Origin of the sequence: Lachnospira multipara LB2003, assembly GCF_000702205.1 — a bacterium.
Classification (GTDB): Bacteria; Bacillota; Clostridia; order Lachnospirales; family Lachnospiraceae; genus Lachnospira; species Lachnospira multipara_A.
The window spans coordinates 1-25,238 of sequence record NZ_JNKW01000006.1 but is presented as its reverse complement, the minus strand read 5'-3'; the positions used below and the strand labels follow the sequence as shown (position 1 = coordinate 25,238).

The window sequence follows — 25,238 nt, the reverse complement described above, 5'->3', positions numbered from 1 at the left end:
CCCACAGTTAACATTTTTGGGAGGAAACAATAATGGCAAGTTTATCTTTAAAGAACGTATGTAAAGTATATTCTAACGGCTTCGTAGCTGTTAAGGATTTTAACCTTGAAATCGCAGACAAGGAATTCATCATCTTCGTAGGACCTTCAGGTTGTGGTAAGTCTACAACTCTTCGTATGATCGCTGGTCTTGAAGAAATCAGCTCAGGTGAGTTATGGATTGATGATAAGTTAGTAAATGATGTAGAGCCTAAGGATAGAGATATCGCAATGGTATTCCAGAACTATGCTCTTTACCCACATATGACAGTATATGATAACATGGCTTTTGCTCTTAAGTTAAGAAAGACTCCAAAGGATGAAATCGACCATAAGGTACGTGAGGCTGCTAAGATCCTTGATCTTGAGCACTTACTTGACAGAAAGCCAAAGGCTTTATCAGGTGGTCAGAGACAGAGAGTTGCTATGGGTCGTGCTATTGTTCGTTCACCTAAGGTATTCCTTATGGATGAGCCTTTATCAAACCTTGATGCTAAGTTAAGAGTTCAGATGAGAGTAGAAATTTCTAAGCTTCATCAGCAGCTTGAAACAACAATCATCTACGTTACACATGATCAGACAGAAGCTATGACACTTGGTACAAGAATCGTAGTTTTAAAGGATGGTGTAATTCAGCAGGTTGATACTCCACAGAACCTTTACAACTTACCAGATAACTTATTCGTTGCTGGTTTCATTGGTTCACCTCAGATGAACTTAATTGATGCTGAAGTTGTTGCTAACGGTTCAGAAGTATCTCTTAAGTTAGCTGATGACGTTGTAATTAAGCTTCCAGCTGACAAGGCTAAGAAGTTAATCGATGGTGGTTACGCTGGTAAGACAGTAGTAGCTGGTATCCGTCCAGAAGATATTAAGGATGATGCAGAATTTATCGAAGCTCATGCTGATGGTAAGTTCCAGACAGTAGTTAAGGTTTACGAATTACTTGGTGCTGAAGTTAACCTTCACTATGATATCAATGGTCAGACATGCACAGCTAAGGTAAATCCTAGAACAACTGCAAGAGTTAAGGATACAATCACATTAGCTATGGCTGTTGAAAGAATCCATGTATTTGATAAGGAAACACAGCAGATCATTACTCACTAATTATTTTTAAAAGAGATTAATATTGTTGGAAAGATTTTTAAGGTGTGCAACTTGTTGCACACCTTTTTTATATTGTAAATTGTGAAAATGGTGTGAAAAGATTTGAAAAATTGTAAAAAAAATTAGTTTTTGCTTTTATTTTTAGGGGAATTGCTATACAATATTAGGTGTGTATTTAGGCTAGGGGTATAATGCTTAGCTTAAGGTGACTTTATAACTGTTATTAAACAGTAGAATTAATATGTTGTTATAATGTTTAGAGGATAGATAGATTAATAAACAAGTGATTAAGAGGTGAAGAATGGTATCAAATCAAATTTTACAGACAACAGTAGATGGACTTAAAGCAATATCAAGAGTTGATCTATGCGTTATTGACGCAGATGGTAAAGTTGCAGCTAAAACCTTTGATGATGTATCAGATTGCATAGCTGATGCTATAAGTTTTATTGATTCACCAGCTGAAAGCCAGGTAGTTAATGGCTATCAATTTTTCAAAGTTATGGATGATATGACATTGGAATATATTGTTCTAGCTAAGGGAACAAGTGATGATATTTACATGATAGGAAAGATGGCTGCATTTCAGGTGCAGAATCTAACAGTAGCATATAAGGAAAGATTTGATAAGGACAATTTTATCAAGAATCTTTTATTAGATAACCTTCTTAGAGTAGATATGTATACAAGAGCAGAGAAGCTTCATATTGAGACTGATGTTAAGAGAGTTGTATATATTATTGAAACTAAGCATGAGAAAGACACTAATGCTTTAGAAATAGTTAGAGGTTTATATGCTTCTAAGGCTAAAGACTTTATTACAGCAGTAGATGAAAAAAGCATTATTTTAGTTAAGGAAGTCAAGGGTAATGAAAGCTATGAAGAACTTGATAAGATAGCTGAAGTTATTATTGATATGCTTAACACAGAAGCTATGAGTATGGCACACGTGGCATACGGTACAATAGTTAATGATATTAGAGAAGTATCACGTTCTTATAAGGAAGCTAAGATGGCCCTAGACGTAGGTAAGATTTTCTACGAAGATAAGAATGTTGTAGCATATAACAGATTAGGAATTGGACGACTTATTTATCAGTTACCAATTCCACTTTGTCAAATGTTTATAAAGGAAATTTTTGAAGCTAAGTCACCAGACGATTTTGATGAAGAGACTTTATCTACAATCAATAAATTCTTTGATAATAGCTTGAATGTATCTGAAACATCAAGACAGTTATATATTCATAGAAATACATTAGTATATAGACTTGATAAACTTCAGAAGACAACAGGCCTTGATTTAAGAGTTTTTGACGATGCAATTACATTTAAGATTGCATTAATGGTTGTAAAATATATGAAATATATGGAGAGTAGAGATCCGTACTAGAATGTATGGAACAAACGGAGGATGTAAAAAATGATAATAATGGAAAATGTCACTAAGACATATACCACAGGCGTTCCTGCGCTTAATGGTATTGACCTTCATATACAGAAGGGAGAATTTGTCTTTATAGTTGGTAAGAGTGGTTCAGGTAAATCTACTCTTATTAAACTATTGCTTAAGGAATTAGATCCAACATCGGGTAAGATTTATGTTAACAAGAAGTTACTAAATAAGATTACTAGAAAGAAGTTACCATATCTTAGAAGAGATATAGGCGTAGTGTTCCAGGATTTCCGTCTATTACCAGATAGAAACATAGCTGATAATATTGCATTTGCGCAAAAAGTAGTCGAAGCTCCAAGTCGTAAGATTAAGGGAAGAGTACTTGCAATGCTTTCAATGGTAGGCTTACTTGATAAGTATAAGTCATATCCTAATGAATTATCAGGTGGTGAACAACAAAGAGTTGCTATTGCTAGAGCCCTTGTAAATAATCCTGAGATTTTGTTATGTGATGAACCAACAGGTAACCTTGATCCTGCTAATTCTAATGAAATCATGAGAATTCTTGACCAGGTAAATAAGCAGGGTACAACTGTTTTAGTAGTTACACACAATATGGAAATTGTTCAGCAGATGCGTAAGAGAACAATTACTATGAGTGAAGGCAAGATTATAAGTGATATGGAAAAGGGTGGTTATTTCTATGAAGATTAGATCGTTATGGTATCATATAGCTGATGGATTTAAGAATATCCATCGTAATAGATTATTCTCGTTAGCCTCAATGGCTACAATTGCAGCATGTATTTTTCTTTTTGGCGTTTTTTATTCATTAATTGCTAATTTTCAGTATATGATTCAAAGTGCCGAAAGTGAAATTGCAGTAACAGTATTCTTTAATGATGATTTAGATGAAACAGGAATTTTGAAGCTTGGTGATACAATTAGTCAGAGATCAGAAGTTAATAGAATTCACTATACAACAGCTGAAGAAGCTTGGGATAATTTCAAGTCTGAATATTTTGCTGAATATCCAGAACTTGCAGAAGGTTTTACAGATAACCCATTAGCATCATCTGCTTCTTATGAAGTATATCTTAATAATGCAGATGATCAGAAGGAATTAGTAGAATATCTAGAGAATCTTGATGGTGTAAGACAGGTTAACAGATCAGAAGCTACAGCTTCAGGGCTTGCATCAGCTGCAAGACTTGTTAGTTACGTTGCAATTGCTATTATTGCGATTCTTCTTGCTGTTTCTATATTCCTTATTACTAATACAATTGTTATTGGTATTACTGTTCGTAAGGATGAAATTTCGATTATGAAGTATATTGGTGCTACGGATGCTTTCGTAAATGCGCCATTCTTCGTAGAAGGTATCATAATTGGTTTAGTAGGTGCTCTTATTCCTACAATTATTCTTAGATATATTTACTCAGGTTTAGTAAATTATGTACTAAGTAAATTCTCAGTACTTCAGAATATCCTAAATTTCTTACCTGCAAGTAGTGTATTTAGCGTTCTTGTTCCAATTTCAGTTTTCCTTGGAATTGTAATTGGTATTGTTGGTACATTCTTTGCGGTTAGAAAGCACGCAGATGTTTAATACACAATTCGGGGCATGTTTATATATGGATTTAGAATTTCCTTTATTGGATTTTCTAAATCCATTTTTTTTAGGAAATTTTATTACTTTTGCTAATATTTCTATGTTTATATGAAAATATATGATATAATAAAAAAGTCGAATTATCCTCGTGAGGGGGGATAAAAATTGTGATTATAACTAAATAGTATTACGTGCGAGGGCATGTGACCTTTAGGAGAGGAGGTAACATGAGGACTGAGAAATCATTTATTAAGGGGATGCACATTTTTAAGAAAAAGAGCATAAAATGTGTAGTTAAAAAATGTATTGTGGGAATCATGGTTGTAGCGTTAACCATTTCTTTAGGCGGAAAAACGCTTGTTATTTTCGGGGATAATAAGTCCGATTTAAATGATGCTAAGAATAGGCAGCAAAATGTCCAAAATCAGCTTGATGAGACTAAGAAGTACATTGAAGACTTAAACAGGCAAAAGGGTAGTATTGAAGATGTTATTAAGAGTTTAGATTCGCAAATGGCAACAATGAACGCGTCTCTTGATGCATTAAATACCCAGATTAGTGACTTAGAAACCACTATAGCTAATACCCAGACACAGCTAGAAGAGGCTCAAAAAGATGCTGATGTACAATATGATCATATGAAACTTAGAATTAAGTTTATGTATGAACATAATGAAGAGACATATTTAGGGATGTTGCTTAATGCAGAAGATATGGCAGATCTGTTAAGTAAGGCTGAGTATATTAATCAGTTAACTAAATACGATAGACAGATGCTTGAAAAATATAAAGAAACAGTTGATTTTATTGCTAAAACAAAGTCTGATTTAGAATCAGAAAAAGAACAACTTGTAACAATGCAGGGGTCATTACAAGATCAAGTTGCAGCTCTTTCTTTATTACAAACAGAAAAAAATAATCAGCTTAATAGTTTAAATCAAACAGTTGCAGCAGAGCAGACATATTATAGTAAGTTAGAGGCAGAACAGCAGAAAATTGAAAATGAAATTGCATCTATAGAGGAATCTATTAGAAAGGAAGAGGCAGCAAAATCATCAGTAACTAATTACGATGGTGGTAAGTTTAAATGGCCTACAACATCTACAAGAATTACATCTGATTATGGAGATACTGATGGAAGAAGTGCACCACATAAGGGTATTGATGTAGGAGCTGTAACTAGAGGTGTTTCAGGAGATCCAATTTATGCAGCTTACGAAGGAAAGGTAGTAATTGCAACATATAGCTCATCTGCTGGTAATTACATAATGATTTATCATGGCAATGGACTATATACAAGATACCTACATTGCTCATCTCTTCTTGTTTCAGTAGGTGATTATGTAAAAACTGGACAAAAAATTGGTTTAATGGGAACAACCGGCAATTCGACAGGTGCGCATTTGCATTTTGATGTAAGAAAAGATGGAGCTTATGTCAATCCTTGGAGTTACTTTAATAGATAGACATATTTTGCTAGAAATAACTAAAAAATACAGTATAATTAAAGTGGCTTCAAAATTATAGCTTAGAATGAAAGATAGGAAGTTAGAAAAATGAATAATAAGAATGAGAATGATTTCAGTGTAAACCCATTTGGCGAGGGAGACTTTTCTAAACAATATGGTAATCTTTACACACAAAAAAAAGTGAATGAAGGTATACTTGCTAGAGGAGTTTTAATCGGAGTACTATCGACATTGATTTGCATAGTATTTATTGTGATTGTAGGTGGAATGGCTCTTATTAATACAGGTCATTTACATATAGCTACAGATGGTTCTATATATGTACAGCCTAGCTCTGCCACAGATGGTGAGGGAATCGGTAGTGAAGTATCAGGTAAATTAAACTTACTTGAATCAGTTCTTCAAAAGGGTTTTTATTTTGAAGATGCCGATAAAGAAACTGCAGAAGATATGATTTATAAGGCTTATTTAAGCGCATATGGAGATAGATATACAGTTTATTATAATCCAGATGAATATAAATCAATTCTAGAATCCACATCAGGTAAGTTCTATGGAATTGGCGCAGCATGTACTAAGATGGAAGACGGAACAATTGCTCTTGCCCAGGTTTATGATGATTCACCAGCTAAGAAGGCAGGTCTTAAAGAGGGCGATAGAATAAAGTATGTAGATGGAACTGATATAACATCAATGGATTTAAGCGAAGCTATTGCCTTAATTAAGGGTGATAAGGGAACTACAGTTACATTAACAATAATAAGAGATGATACATCATCAGATGTGATTGTAACAAGAGATGAAATTAAGGTTCAGACTGTATCATATAGTATGATGGAAGGAAATATAGGATATATATCTATTTCTCAGTTTGATGAAGTAACAACAAAGCAGTTTAAATCAGCAATTGAAGATTTAACTAACCAGGGTATGGTTGGACTTGTAATTGATATTAGAAACAATCCAGGTGGCGTATTAACAACAGTTAAAGATATGCTTGAATATATTTTACCAGATGGATTAATCGTTTATACAGAGGATGTTAATGGTGATCGCCAGAATTATATTGGCGATGATAATAATGAGTTAAATGTTCCATTGGCAGTCTTAGTTAATGGTGATAGTGCTAGTGCATCAGAGATTTTTGCAGGTGCAGTACAGGACTATAAAAAAGGAGCTATTATTGGAACACAGACCTTTGGAAAGGGCATTGTTCAGACAATACAGCCATTAACTGATGGTAGCGCAATTAAGTACACAATTGCCAAGTATTTTACACCAAATGGCCAGGATATTCATGGTAAGGGCGTTACACCTGATATGGTAGTAGAGCCAGATAGCGAAAGTGATACTGATAATCAGCTAGAGGCAGCTATTAATTATGTTAAGGGACAGCTTGCTAACTAAAAATTAATAGAAAATTTATAAGGCTTATTTATTGAGCGAAAGCTAGATTTTATAGGTAATTCTAAAAAAATCGAAAATTCGTTCTAATAAATGGGCCTTTTTTAATTGATTTGTGCTATAGTAATAAATGCAAGGAATGTGTATAATAGATAAATGCATTGTGTACAATTTAACGTGATATTTTCTTTTTTGTTGATAAAGCAGAGAATATAAGATTTTAGTAGATAATAACAGGAGGTCTTTATGGATAAATTCGTTTTACATTCAGAATACGAACCTACAGGGGATCAGCCCCGAGCCATAGAAGAATTGGCAAAGGGTTTTGAAATGGGTAATCAGTTTGAGACTTTAGTAGGTGTTACAGGTTCTGGTAAGACATTTACAATGGCCAATATTATAGAGAAAGTTCAAAAGCCAACTCTTATTATTTCTCATAATAAGACTTTGGCAGCTCAGTTATATAGTGAAATGAAAGAGTTTTTTCCAGAGAATGCGGTGGAATATTTCGTTTCTTACTACGATTATTATCAGCCGGAAGCTTATGTGCCACAAAGTGATACATATATTGCTAAGGACTCGGCTATTAATGATGAGATAGACAAATTGCGACACTCAGCAACAGCAGCCCTTTCAGAAAGAAAGGATGTTATTATTGTAGCGTCTGTATCTTGTATATATGGACTGGGTGCTCCAGTAGACTATCAGAACATGGTAGTTTCTCTTCGTCCAGGTATGGAAAAGGATAGAGATGACATGCTACGTAGACTTATTGATATGCAGTATATGCGAAGTGATCAGGATTTTAAACGTGGTACTTTTAGAGTTCGTGGTGATGTGGTTGAGATTTATCCATCGGCATCTTCAGGTGATGCAATTCGTGTAGAATTTTTTGGAGATGAGGTTGATAGAATTTCAGAGATTGATTCATTAACCGGTGAAGTTAAGGCGATTAGAGATCATGTAGCCATTTTCCCAAATTCTCACTATGTTGTTGAAAAAGAGAAGATGATGGCAGCCATTGAGAATATTAAGATAGAACTTGCAGAAAGAATTAAATACTTTAAGTCCGAGGATAGACTTCTTGAGGCTCAGAGAATAGAAGAAAGAACTAACTTTGATATTGAGATGATGCAAGAAACTGGATTTTGCTCAGGCATTGAGAACTACTCAAGACATTTAGCAGGATTGCCAGCAGGTTGCCCACCATATACCCTTATGGATTACTTCCCAGAGGATTTTCTCATTATTGTAGATGAAAGTCATATTACAATTCCTCAGATTCGTGGTATGTATGCCGGGGATCAGTCAAGAAAATCAACCCTTGTGGATTATGGTTTTAGACTTCCATCGGCTAAGGATAATAGACCTCTTAATTTTTCGGAATTTGAGTCAAAGATTAGTCAGATGTTGTTCGTGTCAGCAACACCAAGTAAGTATGAGGAAGAACATGAGCTTTTAAGAGCAGAACAGGTTATAAGACCAACAGGTCTACTTGATCCGGAGATTAGTGTACGACCAATTGAGGGTCAGATTGATGACTTGATTTCAGAGATTAATAAGGAGACAGCTAAGAAAAATAAGGTTCTTGTTACAACTCTTACTAAGAAAATGGCTGAGGATTTAACAGAGTATCTTAAGGAAGTAGGAATTAGAGTTGAATACTTACATGCGGATATTGATACAATGGAACGTCAAAGAATTATTCGTGATATGCGTCTTGACGGCTTTGATGTATTGGTAGGTATTAACTTATTAAGAGAAGGTCTTGATATTCCAGAGATTAGCTTAGTTGCTATTCTTGATGCAGATAAGGAAGGTTTCCTTCGTACAGAAACTTCACTTATTCAGACTATTGGTCGTGCAGCTAGAAATGCAGAAGGTCATGTAATTATGTATGCAGATACAATTACTGAATCCATGGATAAGGCTATTAAAGAGACGGAACGTCGTCGAGAGATACAGGCAGCTTATAATAAGGAACATGGAATTACACCTCAGACCATTAAGAAGGCAGTACGTGACCTTATTACAATTACCAGGGCAGCAGATCCAGATGCAGGTTCTGATAAGCTTAAGGTTGATTTTGAATCTATGTCTATTAAGGAACTTGAGAAGGTTAAGAAAGAAATTGAGAAAAATATGCGTAAGGCAGCAGCAGAGCTTAACTTTGAATTGGCAGCAGAATTGCGTGATAAGATGATTGAAGTTAATAAATATATTTATGAAAATAAATAATATATGAGAATAAGTAAGAAATAGCTTGTTATATATAAGATAAATGAGATTAAAGAAAGATAGGAATAGTAAATGAGTGAATTGAACAAAAAAGACATGAAACGAGGCGGATTTACAGATTTTATTAAGATTCGTGGTGCAAGTGAGCACAACTTAAAGGGAATTGATGTAGATATTCCAAGAAATAAGCTTGTTGTACTTACAGGACTTTCAGGTTCTGGTAAGTCAAGTTTAGCATTTGATACAATTTATGCAGAAGGTCAGAGAAGATATATGGAGTCGCTATCTTCATATGCTAGACAGTTCTTAGGACAGATGGAAAAACCACAGGTAGAATTAATTGAAGGATTATCACCTGCAATTTCAATTGATCAGAAGAGTACTAATAGAAACCCAAGATCTACAGTGGGAACAGTTACAGAAATTTATGATTATTTCAGACTATTATATGCAAGAATTGGTATTCCTCATTGTCCAAAATGTGGTAAGGAAATTAACAAGCAGACAGTAGATCAGATGGTAGACCAGATTCTAGATTTACCTGAAAGAACTAAGATTCAGATTCTTGCTCCAGTAGTTAGAGGTCGTAAGGGTGAACATACTAAGCTTTTTGAACAGGCAAAAAAGCAGGGCTATGTTCGTGTAAACGTAGATGGTGAAGTGTATGATTTATCAGAAGAAATTAAGTTAAACAAAAATCAGAAGCATAATATTGAAATTGTAGTTGATAGACTTGTGGTTAAGGAAGGCATTAATAAAAGACTTACAGATTCTGTGGAAACAGCTCTTAAACTTGCAGATGGTATTATGATGGTTGATGTTATTGGTGGCGAGCCTATTAATTTTTCTCAGAGCTTTGCCTGCCCTGATTGTGGTATTTCAATTGATGAGATTCAGCCAAGAAGTTTCTCTTTCAATAATCCATTTGGTGCGTGTCCTGACTGTTTAGGTATTGGATATACTATGAATTTTGATATAGAGCTTCTTATTCCAGATGAGTCTTTATCAATTAATGAAGGTGCTATTGCAAGCCCAGGATGGCAGTCAGTATCAGATGCTAAGAGCTGGACTGGTGCAATTATGAATGCAGTGGCTAAGGAGTATGGTTTTTCTCTTGATACACCATTTAAAGATTATTCTGATGACATTAAGGATATCATTATTAATGGAACAAGAGGTAAATCTATAAAGGTTAAGTATAAGGGACAGCGTGGTGAAGGCGTGTATGATATTACTTTTGATGGTCTTATAAGTAATATGGAGAGAAGATACAGAGAGGCAGGTTCTGATAACGCTAAGCAGCAGTATGAAGAATTTATGAGAATAAGACCTTGTAAGACCTGTAAGGGTAAGAGACTTAAGGCATCATCTCTTGCTGTAACTATAGCAGATAAAAATATTTATGAAATAACTAACATGGCTGTATGTGACCTATCAAAATATCTTGAGGAAATGGAGCTTACACAAAGACAGCTATTTATTGGTAAAGAGCTCTTAAAGGAAATTAAGGCGAGAGTTAAATTTCTTATGGATGTTGGTCTTGATTATCTTTCTCTTTCAAGAGCAACGGGAACATTATCTGGTGGTGAGGCTCAGCGTATTCGTTTGGCTACTCAGATTGGTTCAGGTTTAGTTGGTGTTGCTTATATACTAGATGAACCAAGTATTGGCCTTCATCAAAGGGATAACGATAAGCTTCTTGGAACACTTTTACATCTACGTGATCTTGGAAATTCAGTTATTGTAGTTGAACATGATGAAGATACAATGAGAGCTGCAGATTATATTGTAGATATTGGTCCGGGTGCTGGTAAAAATGGTGGAGAAGTTGTTGCAACAGGTAATGCCGACGAGATTATGGCTTGTAAAGAATCTATTACAGGTGCTTATCTTAGCGGCAAGATAAAGATTCCTGTACCAACTACACGCCGTAAGCCAACTGGCTGGATTAAGGTTAGAGGTGCTAGAGAGAACAATCTAAAGAATATTGATGTAGATTTCCCACTTGGCGTAATTACTTGTGTTACTGGTGTTTCAGGTTCAGGTAAGAGTTCATTGGTTAATGAAATTCTACATAAACATTTGGCAAAATCCCTAAATAGAGCAAGAATAATTGCAGGTGATCATGATGGAATTGATGGAATAGAACAGCTTGATAAGGTTATTGATATTGACCAGAGTCCAATTGGTAGAACTCCTCGTTCAAATCCTGCTACTTATACAGGTGTGTTTGACCAGATTCGTGACCTTTTTGCAGGAACTGTTGATGCTAAGGAAAGAGGTTATAATAAGGGCCGCTTTAGTTTTAATGTTAAGGGCGGTCGTTGTGAGGCTTGTTCAGGAGACGGTATCATTAAGATTGAAATGCATTTCCTTCCTGATGTTTACGTGCCTTGTGAGGTTTGTGATGGTAAGCGTTACAATAGAGAAACTCTTGAGGTTAAATATAAGGGCAAGTCAATTTATGACGTTCTTAATATGACAGTAGAGGAAGCAGTTGATTTCTTTGAAAATGTGCCATCAGTTAAGCGTAAAATCGAAACTTTAAATGACGTAGGTCTTTCATATATTAGACTTGGTCAGCCATCAACTGAACTTTCAGGTGGTGAGGCTCAAAGAATTAAGCTTGCAACAGAGCTTTCAAAGAGAAGTACAGGTAAGACAATTTACATCTTGGATGAACCAACAACAGGTCTACATTTTGCTGACGTTCATAAGCTTGTGGAAATTTTGCAAAAGCTTGCGGAAGGCGGTAATACAGTAGTTGTAATTGAACATAATCTTGATGTTATTAAGACTGCAGATTATATTATTGATATGGGACCTGAAGGCGGTGCTAGAGGTGGTACTGTTATTGCAAAGGGTACACCTGAGGAAGTTTGCAAGGTTAAGAAGTCTTACACAGGACAGTATCTTAAGAAGTATTTGTAAAAACTTGACATAGTTTCTGGACTTGGCGGGAATAGTTAAGCTCATAAGATTTTGTAAAAAAGAGACATGAATTGGAGTTAGTTTAATGATAAAAGCAGTAATTTTTGACATGGATGGAGTAATGATTGATACTGAACGTCAATCAAATCTTGGCTGGCAGTGGGGTGCTAAGCAAAAAGGCATCGAGCTTCCTAACTGGCTTATGGATGAATTTAAGGGGGCTTCTCCTAGTGATAGCGCTGTTAAATTTAAGGAATATTTTGGCGATAAGGCAGATTTCTGGGAAGTAAGAGAATTAAGAACTCAGTTTGTTTATAAGCTAAGAGAGACAGAAGGAGTTCCTGTAAAAAAAGGACTTTTTGAACTTCTAGATTTCATTAAGGAAGCCAGACTTAAGTGTGCGGTGGCTACTTCAACAAGAAGAGAGTCGGCTTTTAAGAATTTAACAAACATTGGAGCTTATGATTATCTTGATGGTATTGCTTATGGCGATGAGATTGAGCATAGTAAACCGGCACCAGATATTTTCTTAAAGGCAGCAGGTATTGTTAATGTTAAGCCTGAGGAATGCATAGTAATTGAAGATAGTATTAATGGAATTAAGGCAGGTCATGCTGCTAATATGAAGGTGGTGCATGTGCCAGATACTATTAAGATTAAAGATGATATAAGAGAACTTTGTTATTGCGTAAAGGATGACTTAAGCCAGGTTATTGATGTGGTTAAGGAATTAAATCAGACAGCCTAAAAATTTATGTGATAAATTTAAATGTGATAAATTTAAGATAAAAATTAAATAGAAAATAAAAGCTATGGAAATTGGATACGCCCCTATCAATTGGATAGGGGAATATCTAAATCTCCATAGCTTTTTGTTATTATATTGCTTTTAATTATTTTTTTCCTTACTGCCTTCAATCATATCTCTTACAGCTTGCATTCTTCTATCTAAGTCAGCACTTAGAGAAGCGCATTCATAAAGTTCATTAGATGTAAGAGTTAACATTACAGGATCCATATCTTTTTTATAGCGCATCTTGTGGTCTAGGTTAGCCCAGAATTCCATAGCGATTGTACGAAGCTGGACTTCAACTTTCATGTAGCGCTTTTCGTTTTCTAGGAAAATAGGTGTCTCTATAATTAAGTGAAGACTTCTATATCCGTTACTCTTTGGTTCTTTGATATAATCTTTTCTTTGAATTAAACGGACATCATCCTGTTGTAATAGACAGTCTGCAAGAAAATAAACATCATCAACAAAAGAGCAAACAACTCTTACGCCGGCTACATCATACATATTTTTTTCAATAGACTTTAGTCCTAAAGGTATGTTTTTGCGACGTAGTTTTTCAGCGATACTTTGAGGTGATTTAAGTCTTGTAGAAATTGATGATATAGGGTTTCTTTCATGATCAAGTGAAAATTGCTCATTTAAAACTTTGAACTTTGTCTCAACTTCTAGCATGGCACATTTGTAATTTGCAAGCATTTTTTGTGTCTCTTTAAATACTAATTCAAGTTCAGATAATGGTATATCTCCATCACTTACCATTTTTGCGATTTGTTTAGCATTATATTCATCGCTTACTTTACTGTAAGGGGAATTGCTATATAAATTATTTGCATTAATATCCATATTTCTAAAGTAAAACCTCCAATTAAAACTCTTCTCTAAATTATAACATTAATTACTTTAAAGGTTAATAAACAAAGTTTAAACTTTATGTATTCTTGTAAAATATCTTCGTTTTGCGATATAATATTGGTTGATTAATCTCTTAGTGAAATGTATAATAAAAAGACGTCATTTTGATGATTGTTATGATGATAACCAAAAATCTGCAGTAATATTGCAAAAGCTAAATTTTGTAAGCGCAGTTTTTGGTTAATATAGATTAAGAATAGGAGGACAATTAATTGAACAGCGAGTTAGTATTAGTACTTGATTTCGGTGGACAGTATAATCAGCTTATAGCAAGACGTGTACGTGAATGTAATGTATACGCAGAAGTTATCCCTTATACTACTAAGTTAGAGGATATTATCGCAAGAAAGCCAAAGGGTATCATTTTTACAGGTGGTCCTAATAGTGTTTATGAGGAAGAATCACCTAGTTATGATAAGGCTATCATGGAAGCAGGTATACCTATTCTTGGTATTTGTTATGGTTCACAGCTTATGGCTCATAAGCTTGGTGGTCAGGTTTTAACTGCACCAGTTAGTGAATATGGTAAGACAGAGGTAGAAGTAGATGTTAATTCTAAGTTATTTGAAGGCGTTAGCCCTAAGACAATAACTTGGATGAGTCATACAGATTATATTGCTAAGGCTCCAGAGGGCTTTAAGGTAATCGGTCATACTCCAAACTGCCCAATTGCAGCTATGGAAGATGAAGCTAAGAAGTTATATGCAGTTCAGTTCCATCCAGAGGTTATGCACTCTGTAGAGGGACAGAAGATGATTAGAAACTTCTTATATAATGTTTGTGAATGTAGTGGTGATTGGAAGATGGATTCTTTCGTTGAAACTACAATTGCTCAGATTCGTGAAAAAGTAGGCGACGGTAAGGTTTTACTTGCCCTATCAGGTGGTGTTGATTCATCTGTTGCAGCAGCTTTACTTGCTCGTGCTATTGGTAAGCAGCTTACATGTGTATTCGTAGATCATGGTCTTTTAAGAAAAAATGAAGGCGATGAGGTTGAGGCTGTATTTGGTCATAATGGTAATTTCGACCTTAACTTTATTCGTGTTAACGCTCAGGAGCGTTATTATAGCAAGCTTGCTGGTGTTACAGAACCAGAGGCTAAGCGTAAGATTATTGGTGAAGAATTCATCAGAGTTTTCGAAGAAGAAGCTAAGAAGATTGGTGCTGTTGATTTCCTTGCACAGGGAACTATTTACCCAGATGTTATTGAATCAGGTCTTGGTAAGTCAGCAGTAATTAAGTCTCACCACAACGTAGGTGGTCTTCCAGATTTTGTTGATTTCAAGGAAATCATTGAGCCACTTCGTATGTTATTTAAGGATGAGGTTCGTAAGGCTGGTCTTGAACTTGGTCTTCCGGATAATCTCGTATTCCGTCAGCCATTCCCAGGACCAGGTCTTGGAATTAGAATTATCGGTGAGGTAACAGCTGAGAAGGTACATATCGTTCAGGATGCTGATTACATTTACAGAGAAGAACTTGCTAAGGCTGGCGTTGACAAGAATCTTGGTCAGTACTTCGCAGCACTTACTAACATGCGTTCAGTAGGTGTTATGGGTGATGGCAGAACTTATGATTATGCTATCGCACTTCGTGCCGTTATGACATCAGATTTCATGACAGCTGATTGTGCTCAGATTCCTTGGGATGTATTAACTAAGGTAGCTAACAGAATTGTTAACGAAGTTAAGGGTGTAAACCGTGTAATGTATGATTGCACAAGTAAACCACCAGCTACAATAGAATTTGAATAATTAACGAAGTCTGAAGAATACTGTATTTATGCGGATTCTAAGGATTTTGAAAAGCGATTTGATAACAAAATGATAACACTTGATAACCGAGCATTATTTATGAGTAATACAAAAGGTTAGCAGGTGAGGTTTCAGCAAAGACTTAAAAAGGTCTTGTTAAGCTAATGAATAGCTTAGCAAGGCCTTTTCTTTTTGCCTTTATGTTAGCCGGTTGAAACCATTCGGATAAGATTTGCTCAAATTATTTCTGGGGTGGAACAGTTGCGAAGTGCGAATGAGTTGTCTGACCAGGTGTTGGATAGTGATATCTCCAGGCATCGTATTCATCCAGGGTAATCTGACCGAATCTGAGTGCTTCGGACTTATCCATCCAGATATTATAATTACTCTCTGCATGTTCTAAAGATGGGGAGAAGTCTTAAAAACCAAATATGGTTTTATTGGTTTTTACTATCTTAGACAACAAAATACTGTATGTTGTTGTCTGATGAAGAAATAGATCTAGATATAGTGAACGATAAGAATTCAGTATAAAAATAGACTTCTAAATGCGCTATATTTTGGATTATAGAAAATTATTAAAACCAAAAATGTTGACATTTGGTTTTAATGGCGTTATATTTATTTTGGAGGTGAACATATGGGTAATGTGCAGGCTTATAACGCAAGTTTTTTACCTTTAAGTAATGGGAGAATTGATTATTCGTATTTTTTGGATGAATTGATAGATGCAACTGCCAAACTTGAGGTGTATAAAGAGAAGATTGTTGATAGCAAGTTGGAAAGCAACTGGTTCATGCCGACATTACAGCAAAAAGAAGCGCTGGCTTCGTCTTTGCTAGAAGGAACGCAGGCAACACTTGATGGTGTACTTACAAATCAGGCAGAGCCAAATGATTCTGATCAGAATATTAATGAAGTTCTCAATTATCTTAACGCATCAAAAAAAGGCATTCATATATTGGGAAGAGAAAATTTTTCAAATGAATTCTTTTGTGAACTGCATTCCATCCTGATGAATGGGAATGTGAGAAAACCTGAAGTTATTGGAAAATACAGAACAGAACAAAACTATATAGGGAAAAATGACGGAACACATGCAATTACATATACGCCTCCGGCCCCAGAGAAGGTACCAGAGCTAATGGATAATTTAATCTCTTATATCAATGAGCCGTCTGATATTCTAAAGCCTTTAGTAAGAATAGCAGTCATACATGCTCAGTTTGAGACTATACATCCATTTATGGATGGAAATGGGCGTGTTGGAAGAATGCTTATTCCGCTGTATTTGTATTATACAAAACAAATAGAACTTCCTTGTTTTTTTGTTAGTGAAGCACTTGAACATGATAAATTGAGATATTATAACCTCCTAAACAATATAAGGCAGAAAGATGATTGGAACGAGTGGATTAAATTCTTTCTCGCTACAGTTGCGAAACAATGTGATAAGTATATCAGCATTGTTACAGCAATAAACAAACTATATGATTCACATATGAGTATTGCATGTAATTTTACAAAATCGTCTAATGTGGTGCCAGTTATTAACATGTTATATCAATATCCAATCACAACAGCTAAGCAGATTGTTGAAAAAACAAAGCTTCCACTGACGAGTGTTAATAGGCTTTTGAATATTATGGTTGACGAAAAAATTCTTATAACCGACGGTAAACAGAGAAATAAAAAATATATATATTATGGATTATTAGATATTATTCGCTAAGAATAATTTGCTGATAAAAACTTCTTGAAAGGCGGGGTGATGTGATTTGATTGCGATAAAAAAGAAAAACGTATAACTGTTGGAGCAGCTATACGTTCTCTCAGCGAAAGATTCTGTAGAATCTCTCTAACTAGGTAAGACTTATTCTACCACAATCTTTCTATGAGAGCAATAAAAAAATAGAATATTTTTATTGTTTAGCCAGTGGATATGCTGGCAGAAAGATGAGGTACATATGATTAAAGAAATTGTTTTAGTTCCTTGTCTGTCGATTATGACAGGAGGGGACTATTATGGGCACAACTAAAACAGGAAGAACTTTAAATACACATGGAGCAAGGGGATCTGCAAGCCAGTATGCCGTAGTTCATTCAAATGAAGGCGATTATACAAAACCTGTAAATAATCAACATATAAGGTTGAAAGCAGGTGGTCATGGTCAGGCGGGAATGAATGAACTTGATAAATATGGCATAGAATATCATGTTGTGAAAACATATCCAAACGGAGTCAGAGTAGGATATGTCCCTAACCATAAAGAAAAGTTTAAGCAGTCAGGTACAGGACAATCGTGGTTTCCTAAAGATTGGACAAGTAAAGATATTAAACGTGCCGGTGAGCACGTGGCCAATTTAAAACACAATAAAAGTGCATCCGTTAAAGATGGGAAACAGGTTTTTGGAATGTGGAAAGGTGTTCGTGTTGGTGTGATACGAACTAAAGGCATCATTGCTACTATCTTTCCCGACTCAAACCAACCTACAAAGAAACGAGGTAAAAAGTAATGGATATTATAAAGTTTAGAGAAGTTATAAAACAGCGCGAAGAAACCAATGATGAGTGGACATATGGAGTTGAGCAGTGCTGGAAAAAAGAGATTGAAATTCTCACTGAGGATATTCCTTCTACAATTAGTTTTCTAAAAAATGACTGTACAGCGGAAGAGTATTCGTGGATTAGCGAAGTAATTGATGATGTAGTAGAGAAGGTTCCCAGCAGAGAACTTATTCAGTGTTATAAAGATCTCATGATAAAGTTCCCAGAGGAATGCGCCAAGTATAATATTGCAGGAAGCATTGAAAGTGCAGAGGCGATACTTACATGGGAGAATGAAAATGGGAAAAAAGGTTGAAAATTTAGTAGATGAGGGATTCAGAATCGACCTTGTCGAAACAGCCTTTTTTGATGGTAAATTTGAAATCCCTCATATAGATGCACCAAAAGAGATAATTATTCCAAAAGGAATGATTCCATTTTCTATTAGAGAACGCAGTACAGATAAAAGTGATTTCATATGTTTTTATGAACATGATAAAAACTTCAGGGAAATTCTTACTGATACTGAGGATTTTGTAGATGATTTGAAAAGGTATCCCGGAGTCATATCGCCAGACTGTTCATTGTATATCGATGCTCCATTATGTGTACAAATAGCAGATATTTATCTTAATAGAGCTGTAGGATACTATCTTTCACAGCATGGGATATATGTGATTCCTAATATAAGATGGGGTGACGAACGTACATATACAGATGCATTGTTTGGAGAAAAGGTTGCCTTTCAGGGTGTTGATAAGCATAGCATTGTATCTGTTGGTACTTATGGGCAGATAAAGACAGCTGAATCTAAGAGGTATTTCAGGGAAGGTCTTATAGCAATGTTGGACGAATTAGAACCACAAGTGGTTTTAGTCTATGGTAGTATGCCAAATCAAATATTTGGAGGCCTGTCTGATAGGACCAAGTTTGTGCAGTTTCCTGATTGGATAACAAGAATGAAAACCACAAAATAGTTGTGCACCTTAACCGGTTTGATAACACTTCCATGATAATAATTTGATAACATTAGCTGATATAGTCCGTGTGATATGGACAGCTGAAACCAAATGGAATCAAATCGTAACAGAAAACCCTAACAAAAATGTTTGAGACACAGGTTTAGTTAGGAAATTTGAGTAATCCACGAGAGCTCAGAATCATTGTAAAATCAATGGTTCTGGGCTTTTTTTATGCTTGCTGATACCTTTTTCTCAATTGCAGCTTGACGAGTTATAGTACAACTTTTTATGATAGATATTGGATGTAATGACTACATGGAAGAGTGAAATTTTGGAAATTGGGGAATTAAATATTGGTCAAAAACTCCATATTTTCAAGATAATCTTTATATGATGATGGTTATGGGGGCAATATATGGAGTCATTCGATTAATAGGAGCAATAGGTCTACTTAAAAATCGAATGTGGGGGTTGGCCTTGTCTCTAATTATTTCTTCCATTACTCTTACCTTAATGATGTTTTTATTACCAGCAGGTATTATGGATGGAATCCTTTCAGGAAGTACCATGATTCTAATGTTAATGCAATTTTATGGAGATAAAGCAATAGTGAAATAAATACTGGATTAGTGTAGATTACATTTAATCATGAGGAATTTAAAACAAATGGTCAAATTGGCACGATTTTTCCAGATTCAAAGCAACCTGGGAAGAAAGGCGGTAGAAAATAATGGATATAAATAGTTTTAGAGAAGTAATAAAAAAACATGAAGAAACAGATGATGAATGGGATTATGGTATTGAACAATGCCGAAAAAAGAAAATTGAAATTCTCTCTGAAGACATTCCATCTACAATTGAGTTCTTAAAGACTGAATGTACCGCTGAAGAGTTCTCTTGGATAAGTGAAGTAATTGATGATATTGTCGATAAATATTCAAGTAAAGAACTTGTAGAAGGATATAAAACTCTCATGACAAAATTTCCTAAAGAATGTTCCAAGTATAATATTGCAGGGGTGATTGAAAGTTGTGAGAATATCCTCAAGTGGGAGGAAGAGAATGGCAAAAAGTAAAGAGAATCTTGTTGATGAAGGTTTTAGAGTGTCACTCGTTGAAACAGCATTCTTTGATGGTAAATTAAAACCGGAATATGCTCATATTTTAGATGAATACGGAGTACAATATAAAGTCTTTACCGACTTTCAACGTCTTAGTCGTAGGAAGGAGGTAGTATAATGTCTGATGCTAAAACAGATTACTCAGAAGCAGTTAGCTCACAGAAGGATGCGGCAACAAGAGATTCAATGATAGCTGATCTGATTCAGCAAGGATATGCAAGAAAAGCTGAATATGGAGTTGGATGGGACACAGTGGATATTAATGATGTTGTATCTGTTGTTGCTCCTGGTGCAAAACCAGTTGTGGTTGGGAGTAAGATAATTTACTATAGTGCTGACGGAACTAAGGCAGTTGTCGCTGATGTTAGTGGATATTTGCGAGTACAAGATTTAACTAAAAAAACCAGAAAACGACAGTACTTAGACCAATTTGGTGACGACGCATATAATGTAGTTGAGAGCAACGGGAAAAAACGAGGTAGAAGTAAGTCGGAGTTTCAGAAGGCGACTCATTATATGATTAAAAAGAGAATGTGAGGTGAGTAAATGTTTGTATATTATATGAATGTTCCATTAAATAAAATAGGGATAGAAGAATTTGAAGGTTATGATGAAGAAATGTCAAATGTTAAGACATTTGAACTTACTCAAGAGGAGTATGATATTTTGAGACAACCTAAAGGCCTATTTCAAGAGTTTGATGAAAGATTCGGAACAATAATTGATGTCTGCGAAGAAGAGCGAATCGTTAATGAAAATTTGAAGGAGGCATTACAGTCTGCTAATAAAATGTTAAATAAGCAAAAAAATGACATTGCAGAAAAAGCTATTAAAAAAGTTATAGACTCTTTGGAATGTGCTATCCAGGCGGGAACTTTTTGGGAAATAGATATTTATTTGGAGTAATGCCATGAGTAAATATATTTATCAAAAATTTCTTCTTAACTGTAATTATGAAGACATAAATATAAATGACTTCCCTGTTTTTGAGGGTGATGTTAAATGTATACTGGATTATCGCTGCGACTATTGCTTGTTTGATATAAATAAAACATTAATACGAAAAATAAGTATTGCAGATATCGACGAACAAGTGGATACAGAAGAGGATTGGAATCAATTATTAAAATGGTTAAAAGAATTTGAGGTTATTGTTCTCTATGATTACCACGTCAATTCAGCTAATCCGATTATTCAAAGTTATCGTGAAGCAACTTTAAAAGCCTATTTGTATCGATTTCAAAAAAATGAAATAAAAATATGTCTTGCATAAACGATATAGTTATAGTATCACGATGATGCGCCTCGTGATAATATTATGATACGATTTCTTCGAAAAGCACAAGAAATATAAGGCATTTCATGTAATTGTGGAAAATAAGAATGCCGTATTTAACATGATTTACCATGAGAAATAGATTTGGAACTATCGAATTCGAACGGTATGAATATACTGAAAAGCGTATCAAATGATACGCATAAGAAGTACGAAAAGAACAGGAAAAAGCGTGCCAAAATCTGTGTATGAGTCATATTCTGCATTTGCCAATACAAAAGGTGGATATATCATACTTGGAGTAAGAGAAGATAAAACCAAGACTGATCCGAATGAACGATTTTAATATGCGTCCGGTATATGTTGGAGAAAATCCTTATAAGGGAACATATAAAAGAAATCATGAAGGCGATTATCATGCGACAAAGCATGAGATTAGAGGAATGGACAGATATTGAACCAAGAAACTGGAATAACTATACAATGTATATCAGCCGTGTGATTCATAGCGTGATGCAGGAAATGGGATACTCCGAGGATCGGATAGAACAGTATTTTAAAATGTCAGGCGATACAACTGTAACAAAAACTCATGGTAGGAAATCGGTTGGTGGCATTAACAGAATGGTAATGGATGCACAGTATTTTGATAAAAAGTTGGATAAAGAAGCAAAGTATCAATGGGAACTTAGTGAGTATCTGAACAGAGATATCTGCCAGCCAGAGGGATTTGATGCGTATGGACATCCGAGTGAACTTTTTAAATTAGACATGGAACGATTAGGGATTGCTGCTAAGAGAGAGCCAGCAAAGGTAATTGATTTTGCTCAGTACATAGAAAACAATCGTGGTACTAATCGTTAGTACCACAAAACTTTTTCTTACAGAAATATTGGATGGAGATAAATGACTGTAAAAAGTACGGTCGCAGTACTGTCTGGTATAAAAATAATGATGACATAGCATCTTGACATTGCTAGAATATGGAAGTAATATAACGTATATACGGATGATATACGAAAGAACGTATAAATGCAAAAAGGTAGCGAGGAGGGAAAGCTATGTTTTATCCTGAGATTTCTTCTAGAGAATTGATAGAAAAATTTGATTCAGATGATTTTTATAAGGTTTATGGAAATCCTGTCAAATGTAAAATATTTGATACAGATAGAATCCTTATGTCTTCTGATTTGTATGAGCGACTGTTTGGTAAGGTCGATTTAGATAAAGAAAATACAATAGAAATGGATGATTTTATCAGAGCGTTAGTATTGCAAAGGCTTTATGAAAACCCAGTTAGTGTAACAGATTCGGAGGATGGATATTCACTTTCTATGGAAAGCGAAGTTTACGACTTCTTAAATCGAAATACATTGAAAGATTTTGGAATTACACTTGAGAATCTAACCTCTTATTTCTTTGAGTGGATAGTAGCATGCCCGGATGAGTTTAAGGCCTGGGTGGAAGAAAGCATGATGGATAAAGGAGCAGAAAATGACAATTAGTGAACGCATTTTTAAATTAATGGAAGAACGTGAAATTACACAGATGGATTTTTCGAAAGCTACAGGAATAGCACAGAGTACTATTAGTGATTGGAAACGAAAGAAAACGAATCCGTCTGCAGATAAAATAATGATTATTTGTAAGGCGTTAAATGTAACACCGTATGAATTGTTGCAGGACACAGTTCAATCTGTAGAGGAGTTGGATTATCGAGTGGTTACAAAAGGCACAAAGGAATATGATCTTTTGATTGAAATGGAAAGTCTTAATAAATCGCAAAAAGAAAGATTGTTGGGGTATATAGAGGCTTTAAAACAATAGGCTGGATTAATTGAAAAATTATTATCAGGAATTAAGCAGGATAGACAATAATTACGAGGCATGTAAATAATATTTTTGAGGAGAAAGAATTGATTCGAGAAAGCAATGTGCAAAAAATACACATTGCAAATGCGGATCGACCAGTACGATCATCAAGCGATAGTAAAGCCTACGGGAGCAAAACCTATTTATAGGATTACCTATGACGACTGTAGCTCAGAATCATTGTAAAATCAATGGTTCTGGGCCTTTTTTTGTAGGGAAGAAATGGCACAGTAAACGTTACTGAAAATATTAGTTGACACGTCAACTAAAGTTATGATATATTTCAATTACAAAGAAAGGAGTCATAAAATGAAGTATAAGAGATACATTTTCCCTGTTCTTATGGGATTTACAATGAGTAATATTATGTTATTAGCAAACACTGGAAAAATAATATTACCTGCAATTTTTTTTACATCAATACTGTCCTTGACCGGACTTCTTAGGATAAAGGGCTATAGCGAAGGATTTTGGATGTTTTACTTTGGCTCACTCTCTAAATCTATAGTGTATGGATATGTAGTTAGTGTTTTGTGGAACGTTGTTTTAGATAAGCTGTTACAAAAGAAGGAGATCTCAAAATGAAACCAAGTATAGGGCGAATCATTTCTCTTCTTTCAAGAGAAATTGCGATGGAATTAAAGGACGTTGTTGAGCCATTTGGAATAACCGTAGGGGAAGAGCTTTACTTTATGGCATTGGCACATGAAGATGGGATTACCCAAGATAGACTTACGGAGCTTGTAAGCGTAGATAAGTCGGCGACCGCAAGAGCTGTTAAGGCTTTGGAAAACAAGGGACTTATTCGACGCGATATAGATCAAAAGGATAAACGAAACAAGAAATTATATCTTACTGAGGCAGGACATGAAATATATCCGAAATTATCAAAAGCCTTGGCTTCATTTAATGAAAAGCTGACAAGTGAATGGACAGATGAACAATATAATCAGGTATACCATTCACTAGAGATATTGCAGCAAAGATTTCAAAAATAATATCACCTAATAACCCATCTTGTAGAGGAGTTTGGATTTTTAATATAATATTCTGGAGGGGAATTATGACAGAACAAATATATGCTACTCCATGTGGCAATATACATTATTGGATAAATAAAGAGTCAATAAATAGTGAGTTGCAGTTAGTCTTTTTACCTGGACTTACCGCAGATCACAGATTGTTTGAAAAGCAAATTGAATATTTTGAAAGTAAGTATCCGGTTTTTGTATGGGATGCACCTGGGCATGCTGCTTCTTGGCCATTTCGCTTTGATTTTAATTTGATGGATAAAGCAAGATGGCTAGACGAAATTCTGGTAAAAGAGGGATTTGACCATCCTATAATTATTGGTCAGTCTATGGGCGGTTACGTTGGACAGGCGTATGCACAGCTTTATCCTGAAAAGTTAAAGGGTTTTGTTTCTGTGGATTCGGCACCTTTACAGCGTAGGTACGTGACGGCCGCAGAAATTTGGCTATTGAAGCGAATGGAGCCGGTGTATCGACACTATCCTTGGAAGTCTCTTTTGAAGCTGGGAACGAATGGTGTTGCTAGGTCGAGCTATGGAAGAAAAATAATGCATAATATGATGATGACCTATAATGGTGATCAGGAGAGATATGCAAAAATAGCAGGTCATGGCTATCGGATATTGGCGGAAGCAATGGAGGCCAATTTGCCATATGAGATTAAGTGCCCTTCTATTTTAATTTGCGGAGAAAAAGATCATGCCGGCTCTTGTATCCGATATAATAAGGCGTGGCATAAGAATACCGGAATTCCGATAGAATGGATAAAAGA

Annotated in this window: 28 protein-coding genes; 27 read left to right on the top strand and 1 reads right to left on the bottom strand. The window is 35.2% G+C overall.

Features of this window, described 5'->3' with window-relative positions:
* Positions 1-32 precede the first annotated feature (32 nt).
* The 9 genes from T537_RS0104820 (at position 33) to T537_RS0104775 (ending at position 12,946) form a co-directional block, all read left to right on the top strand.
* Positions 33-1,148 carry an ABC transporter ATP-binding protein gene (locus T537_RS0104820; RefSeq protein ID WP_027437147.1) on the top strand — a complete coding sequence of 372 codons (1,116 nt, stop codon included), beginning with the start codon at positions 33-35 and terminating at the stop codon, positions 1,146-1,148.
* A 301-nt stretch (positions 1,149-1,449) separates the two neighbouring features.
* Positions 1,450-2,541, top strand: coding sequence for a PucR family transcriptional regulator (locus tag T537_RS0104815; RefSeq protein ID WP_027437146.1), 1,092 nt, complete (start codon positions 1,450-1,452; stop codon positions 2,539-2,541).
* A 30-nt stretch (positions 2,542-2,571) separates the two neighbouring features.
* On the top strand, positions 2,572-3,258 hold the full coding sequence (gene ftsE, locus T537_RS0104810; RefSeq protein ID WP_027437145.1) for a cell division ATP-binding protein FtsE: 687 nt from the start codon (positions 2,572-2,574) through the stop codon (positions 3,256-3,258).
* Positions 3,248-4,153 (top strand): permease-like cell division protein FtsX, encoded by a 906-nt coding sequence (gene ftsX, locus T537_RS0104805; protein WP_031556563.1) that lies wholly within the window; start codon positions 3,248-3,250, stop codon positions 4,151-4,153. The genes ftsE and ftsX overlap by 11 nt, the downstream gene beginning before the upstream one ends.
* 230 nt (positions 4,154-4,383) lie before the next feature.
* Complete coding sequence (locus tag T537_RS0104795; RefSeq protein WP_051637162.1) at positions 4,384-5,622, top strand: murein hydrolase activator EnvC family protein; 1,239 nt, start codon at positions 4,384-4,386, stop codon at positions 5,620-5,622.
* Positions 5,623-5,712: 90 nt separating this feature from the next.
* The gene (locus T537_RS0104790) at positions 5,713-7,032 is read left to right on the top strand and encodes a S41 family peptidase (protein WP_051637161.1); all 1,320 of its coding nucleotides are present in this window, start codon (positions 5,713-5,715) and stop codon (positions 7,030-7,032) included.
* A gap of 243 nt (positions 7,033-7,275) precedes the next feature.
* Complete coding sequence (gene uvrB, locus T537_RS0104785) at positions 7,276-9,267, top strand: excinuclease ABC subunit UvrB (RefSeq protein ID WP_027437142.1); 1,992 nt, start codon at positions 7,276-7,278, stop codon at positions 9,265-9,267.
* Positions 9,268-9,339: 72 nt separating this feature from the next.
* Complete coding sequence (gene uvrA / locus T537_RS0104780) at positions 9,340-12,198, top strand: excinuclease ABC subunit UvrA (protein ID WP_031556560.1); 2,859 nt, start codon at positions 9,340-9,342, stop codon at positions 12,196-12,198.
* Between the two features lie 85 nt (positions 12,199-12,283).
* The gene (locus T537_RS0104775; protein ID WP_031556559.1) at positions 12,284-12,946 is read left to right on the top strand and encodes an HAD family hydrolase; all 663 of its coding nucleotides are present in this window, start codon (positions 12,284-12,286) and stop codon (positions 12,944-12,946) included.
* A 141-nt stretch (positions 12,947-13,087) separates the two neighbouring features.
* Here the strand turns inward: T537_RS0104775 and T537_RS0104770 are convergent, their stop codons facing one another.
* Positions 13,088-13,834 carry a GTP pyrophosphokinase gene (locus T537_RS0104770; protein ID WP_242839162.1) on the bottom strand — a complete coding sequence of 249 codons (747 nt, stop codon included), beginning with the start codon at positions 13,832-13,834 and terminating at the stop codon, positions 13,088-13,090.
* A gap of 281 nt (positions 13,835-14,115) precedes the next feature.
* On the opposite strand from T537_RS0104770, the gene guaA reads away from it, so the two are divergent.
* The 18 genes from guaA to T537_RS0104685 all read left to right on the top strand — a co-directional run.
* On the top strand, positions 14,116-15,657 hold the full coding sequence (gene guaA, locus T537_RS0104765) for a glutamine-hydrolyzing GMP synthase (protein WP_027437139.1): 1,542 nt from the start codon (positions 14,116-14,118) through the stop codon (positions 15,655-15,657).
* 640 nt (positions 15,658-16,297) lie between these two features.
* A complete protein-coding gene (locus T537_RS0104760) occupies positions 16,298-17,389 on the top strand; it encodes a Fic family protein (protein ID WP_027437128.1) in 1,092 nt (363 codons plus the stop codon).
* 293 nt (positions 17,390-17,682) lie between these two features.
* Positions 17,683-18,174 carry an EndoU domain-containing protein gene (locus T537_RS0104755; protein WP_027437127.1) on the top strand — a complete coding sequence of 164 codons (492 nt, stop codon included), beginning with the start codon at positions 17,683-17,685 and terminating at the stop codon, positions 18,172-18,174.
* On the top strand, positions 18,174-18,521 hold the full coding sequence (locus tag T537_RS0104750; RefSeq protein WP_027437126.1) for a hypothetical protein: 348 nt from the start codon (positions 18,174-18,176) through the stop codon (positions 18,519-18,521). Before T537_RS0104755 ends, T537_RS0104750 begins: the two co-directional genes overlap by 1 nt.
* Positions 18,505-19,182, top strand: coding sequence for a DUF4417 domain-containing protein (locus T537_RS0104745; RefSeq protein ID WP_034210061.1), 678 nt, complete (start codon positions 18,505-18,507; stop codon positions 19,180-19,182). The genes T537_RS0104750 and T537_RS0104745 overlap by 17 nt, the downstream gene beginning before the upstream one ends.
* Positions 19,183-19,512: 330 nt before the next feature.
* Complete coding sequence (locus T537_RS13120) at positions 19,513-19,785, top strand: DUF2127 domain-containing protein (RefSeq protein ID WP_278244464.1); 273 nt, start codon at positions 19,513-19,515, stop codon at positions 19,783-19,785.
* Positions 19,786-19,897: 112 nt separating this feature from the next.
* Positions 19,898-20,242, top strand: a complete 345-nt coding sequence (locus T537_RS0104735; protein WP_031556556.1) for a hypothetical protein — start codon at positions 19,898-19,900, stop codon at positions 20,240-20,242.
* Positions 20,229-20,405 carry a hypothetical protein gene (locus tag T537_RS12840; RefSeq protein WP_155895234.1) on the top strand — a complete coding sequence of 59 codons (177 nt, stop codon included), beginning with the start codon at positions 20,229-20,231 and terminating at the stop codon, positions 20,403-20,405. The genes T537_RS0104735 and T537_RS12840 overlap by 14 nt, the downstream gene beginning before the upstream one ends.
* Entirely contained in the window at positions 20,405-20,824 is a 420-nt protein-coding gene (locus T537_RS0104725) for a hypothetical protein (RefSeq protein ID WP_031556555.1), read from the top strand. Before T537_RS12840 ends, T537_RS0104725 begins: the two co-directional genes overlap by 1 nt.
* A gap of 9 nt (positions 20,825-20,833) precedes the next feature.
* Complete coding sequence (locus T537_RS0104720; RefSeq protein ID WP_022750158.1) at positions 20,834-21,193, top strand: hypothetical protein; 360 nt, start codon at positions 20,834-20,836, stop codon at positions 21,191-21,193.
* A gap of 4 nt (positions 21,194-21,197) precedes the next feature.
* Positions 21,198-21,560 (top strand): hypothetical protein, encoded by a 363-nt coding sequence (locus T537_RS0104715; RefSeq protein ID WP_022750161.1) that lies wholly within the window; start codon positions 21,198-21,200, stop codon positions 21,558-21,560.
* Between the two features lie 196 nt (positions 21,561-21,756).
* On the top strand, positions 21,757-21,909 hold the full coding sequence (locus tag T537_RS13040; protein WP_155895233.1) for an AlbA family DNA-binding domain-containing protein: 153 nt from the start codon (positions 21,757-21,759) through the stop codon (positions 21,907-21,909).
* 56 nt (positions 21,910-21,965) lie between these two features.
* Positions 21,966-22,427 (top strand): DUF6933 domain-containing protein, encoded by a 462-nt coding sequence (locus T537_RS11965; RefSeq protein ID WP_242839160.1) that lies wholly within the window; start codon positions 21,966-21,968, stop codon positions 22,425-22,427.
* A gap of 197 nt (positions 22,428-22,624) precedes the next feature.
* Positions 22,625-23,068, top strand: a complete 444-nt coding sequence (locus tag T537_RS0104705) for a hypothetical protein (RefSeq protein WP_031556553.1) — start codon at positions 22,625-22,627, stop codon at positions 23,066-23,068.
* Positions 23,058-23,390 carry a helix-turn-helix domain-containing protein gene (locus T537_RS0104700; RefSeq protein ID WP_031556552.1) on the top strand — a complete coding sequence of 111 codons (333 nt, stop codon included), beginning with the start codon at positions 23,058-23,060 and terminating at the stop codon, positions 23,388-23,390. The genes T537_RS0104705 and T537_RS0104700 overlap by 11 nt, the downstream gene beginning before the upstream one ends.
* Before the next feature lie 354 nt (positions 23,391-23,744).
* Entirely contained in the window at positions 23,745-24,020 is a 276-nt protein-coding gene (locus tag T537_RS0104695) for a hypothetical protein (protein WP_031556551.1), read from the top strand.
* Entirely contained in the window at positions 24,017-24,433 is a 417-nt protein-coding gene (locus tag T537_RS0104690; RefSeq protein ID WP_031556550.1) for a MarR family winged helix-turn-helix transcriptional regulator, read from the top strand. The genes T537_RS0104695 and T537_RS0104690 overlap by 4 nt, the downstream gene beginning before the upstream one ends.
* 65 nt (positions 24,434-24,498) lie before the next feature.
* Positions 24,499-25,238, top strand: a 740-nt coding sequence (locus T537_RS0104685; RefSeq protein ID WP_031556549.1) for an alpha/beta hydrolase, incomplete at its 3' end; no start/stop codon positions are given.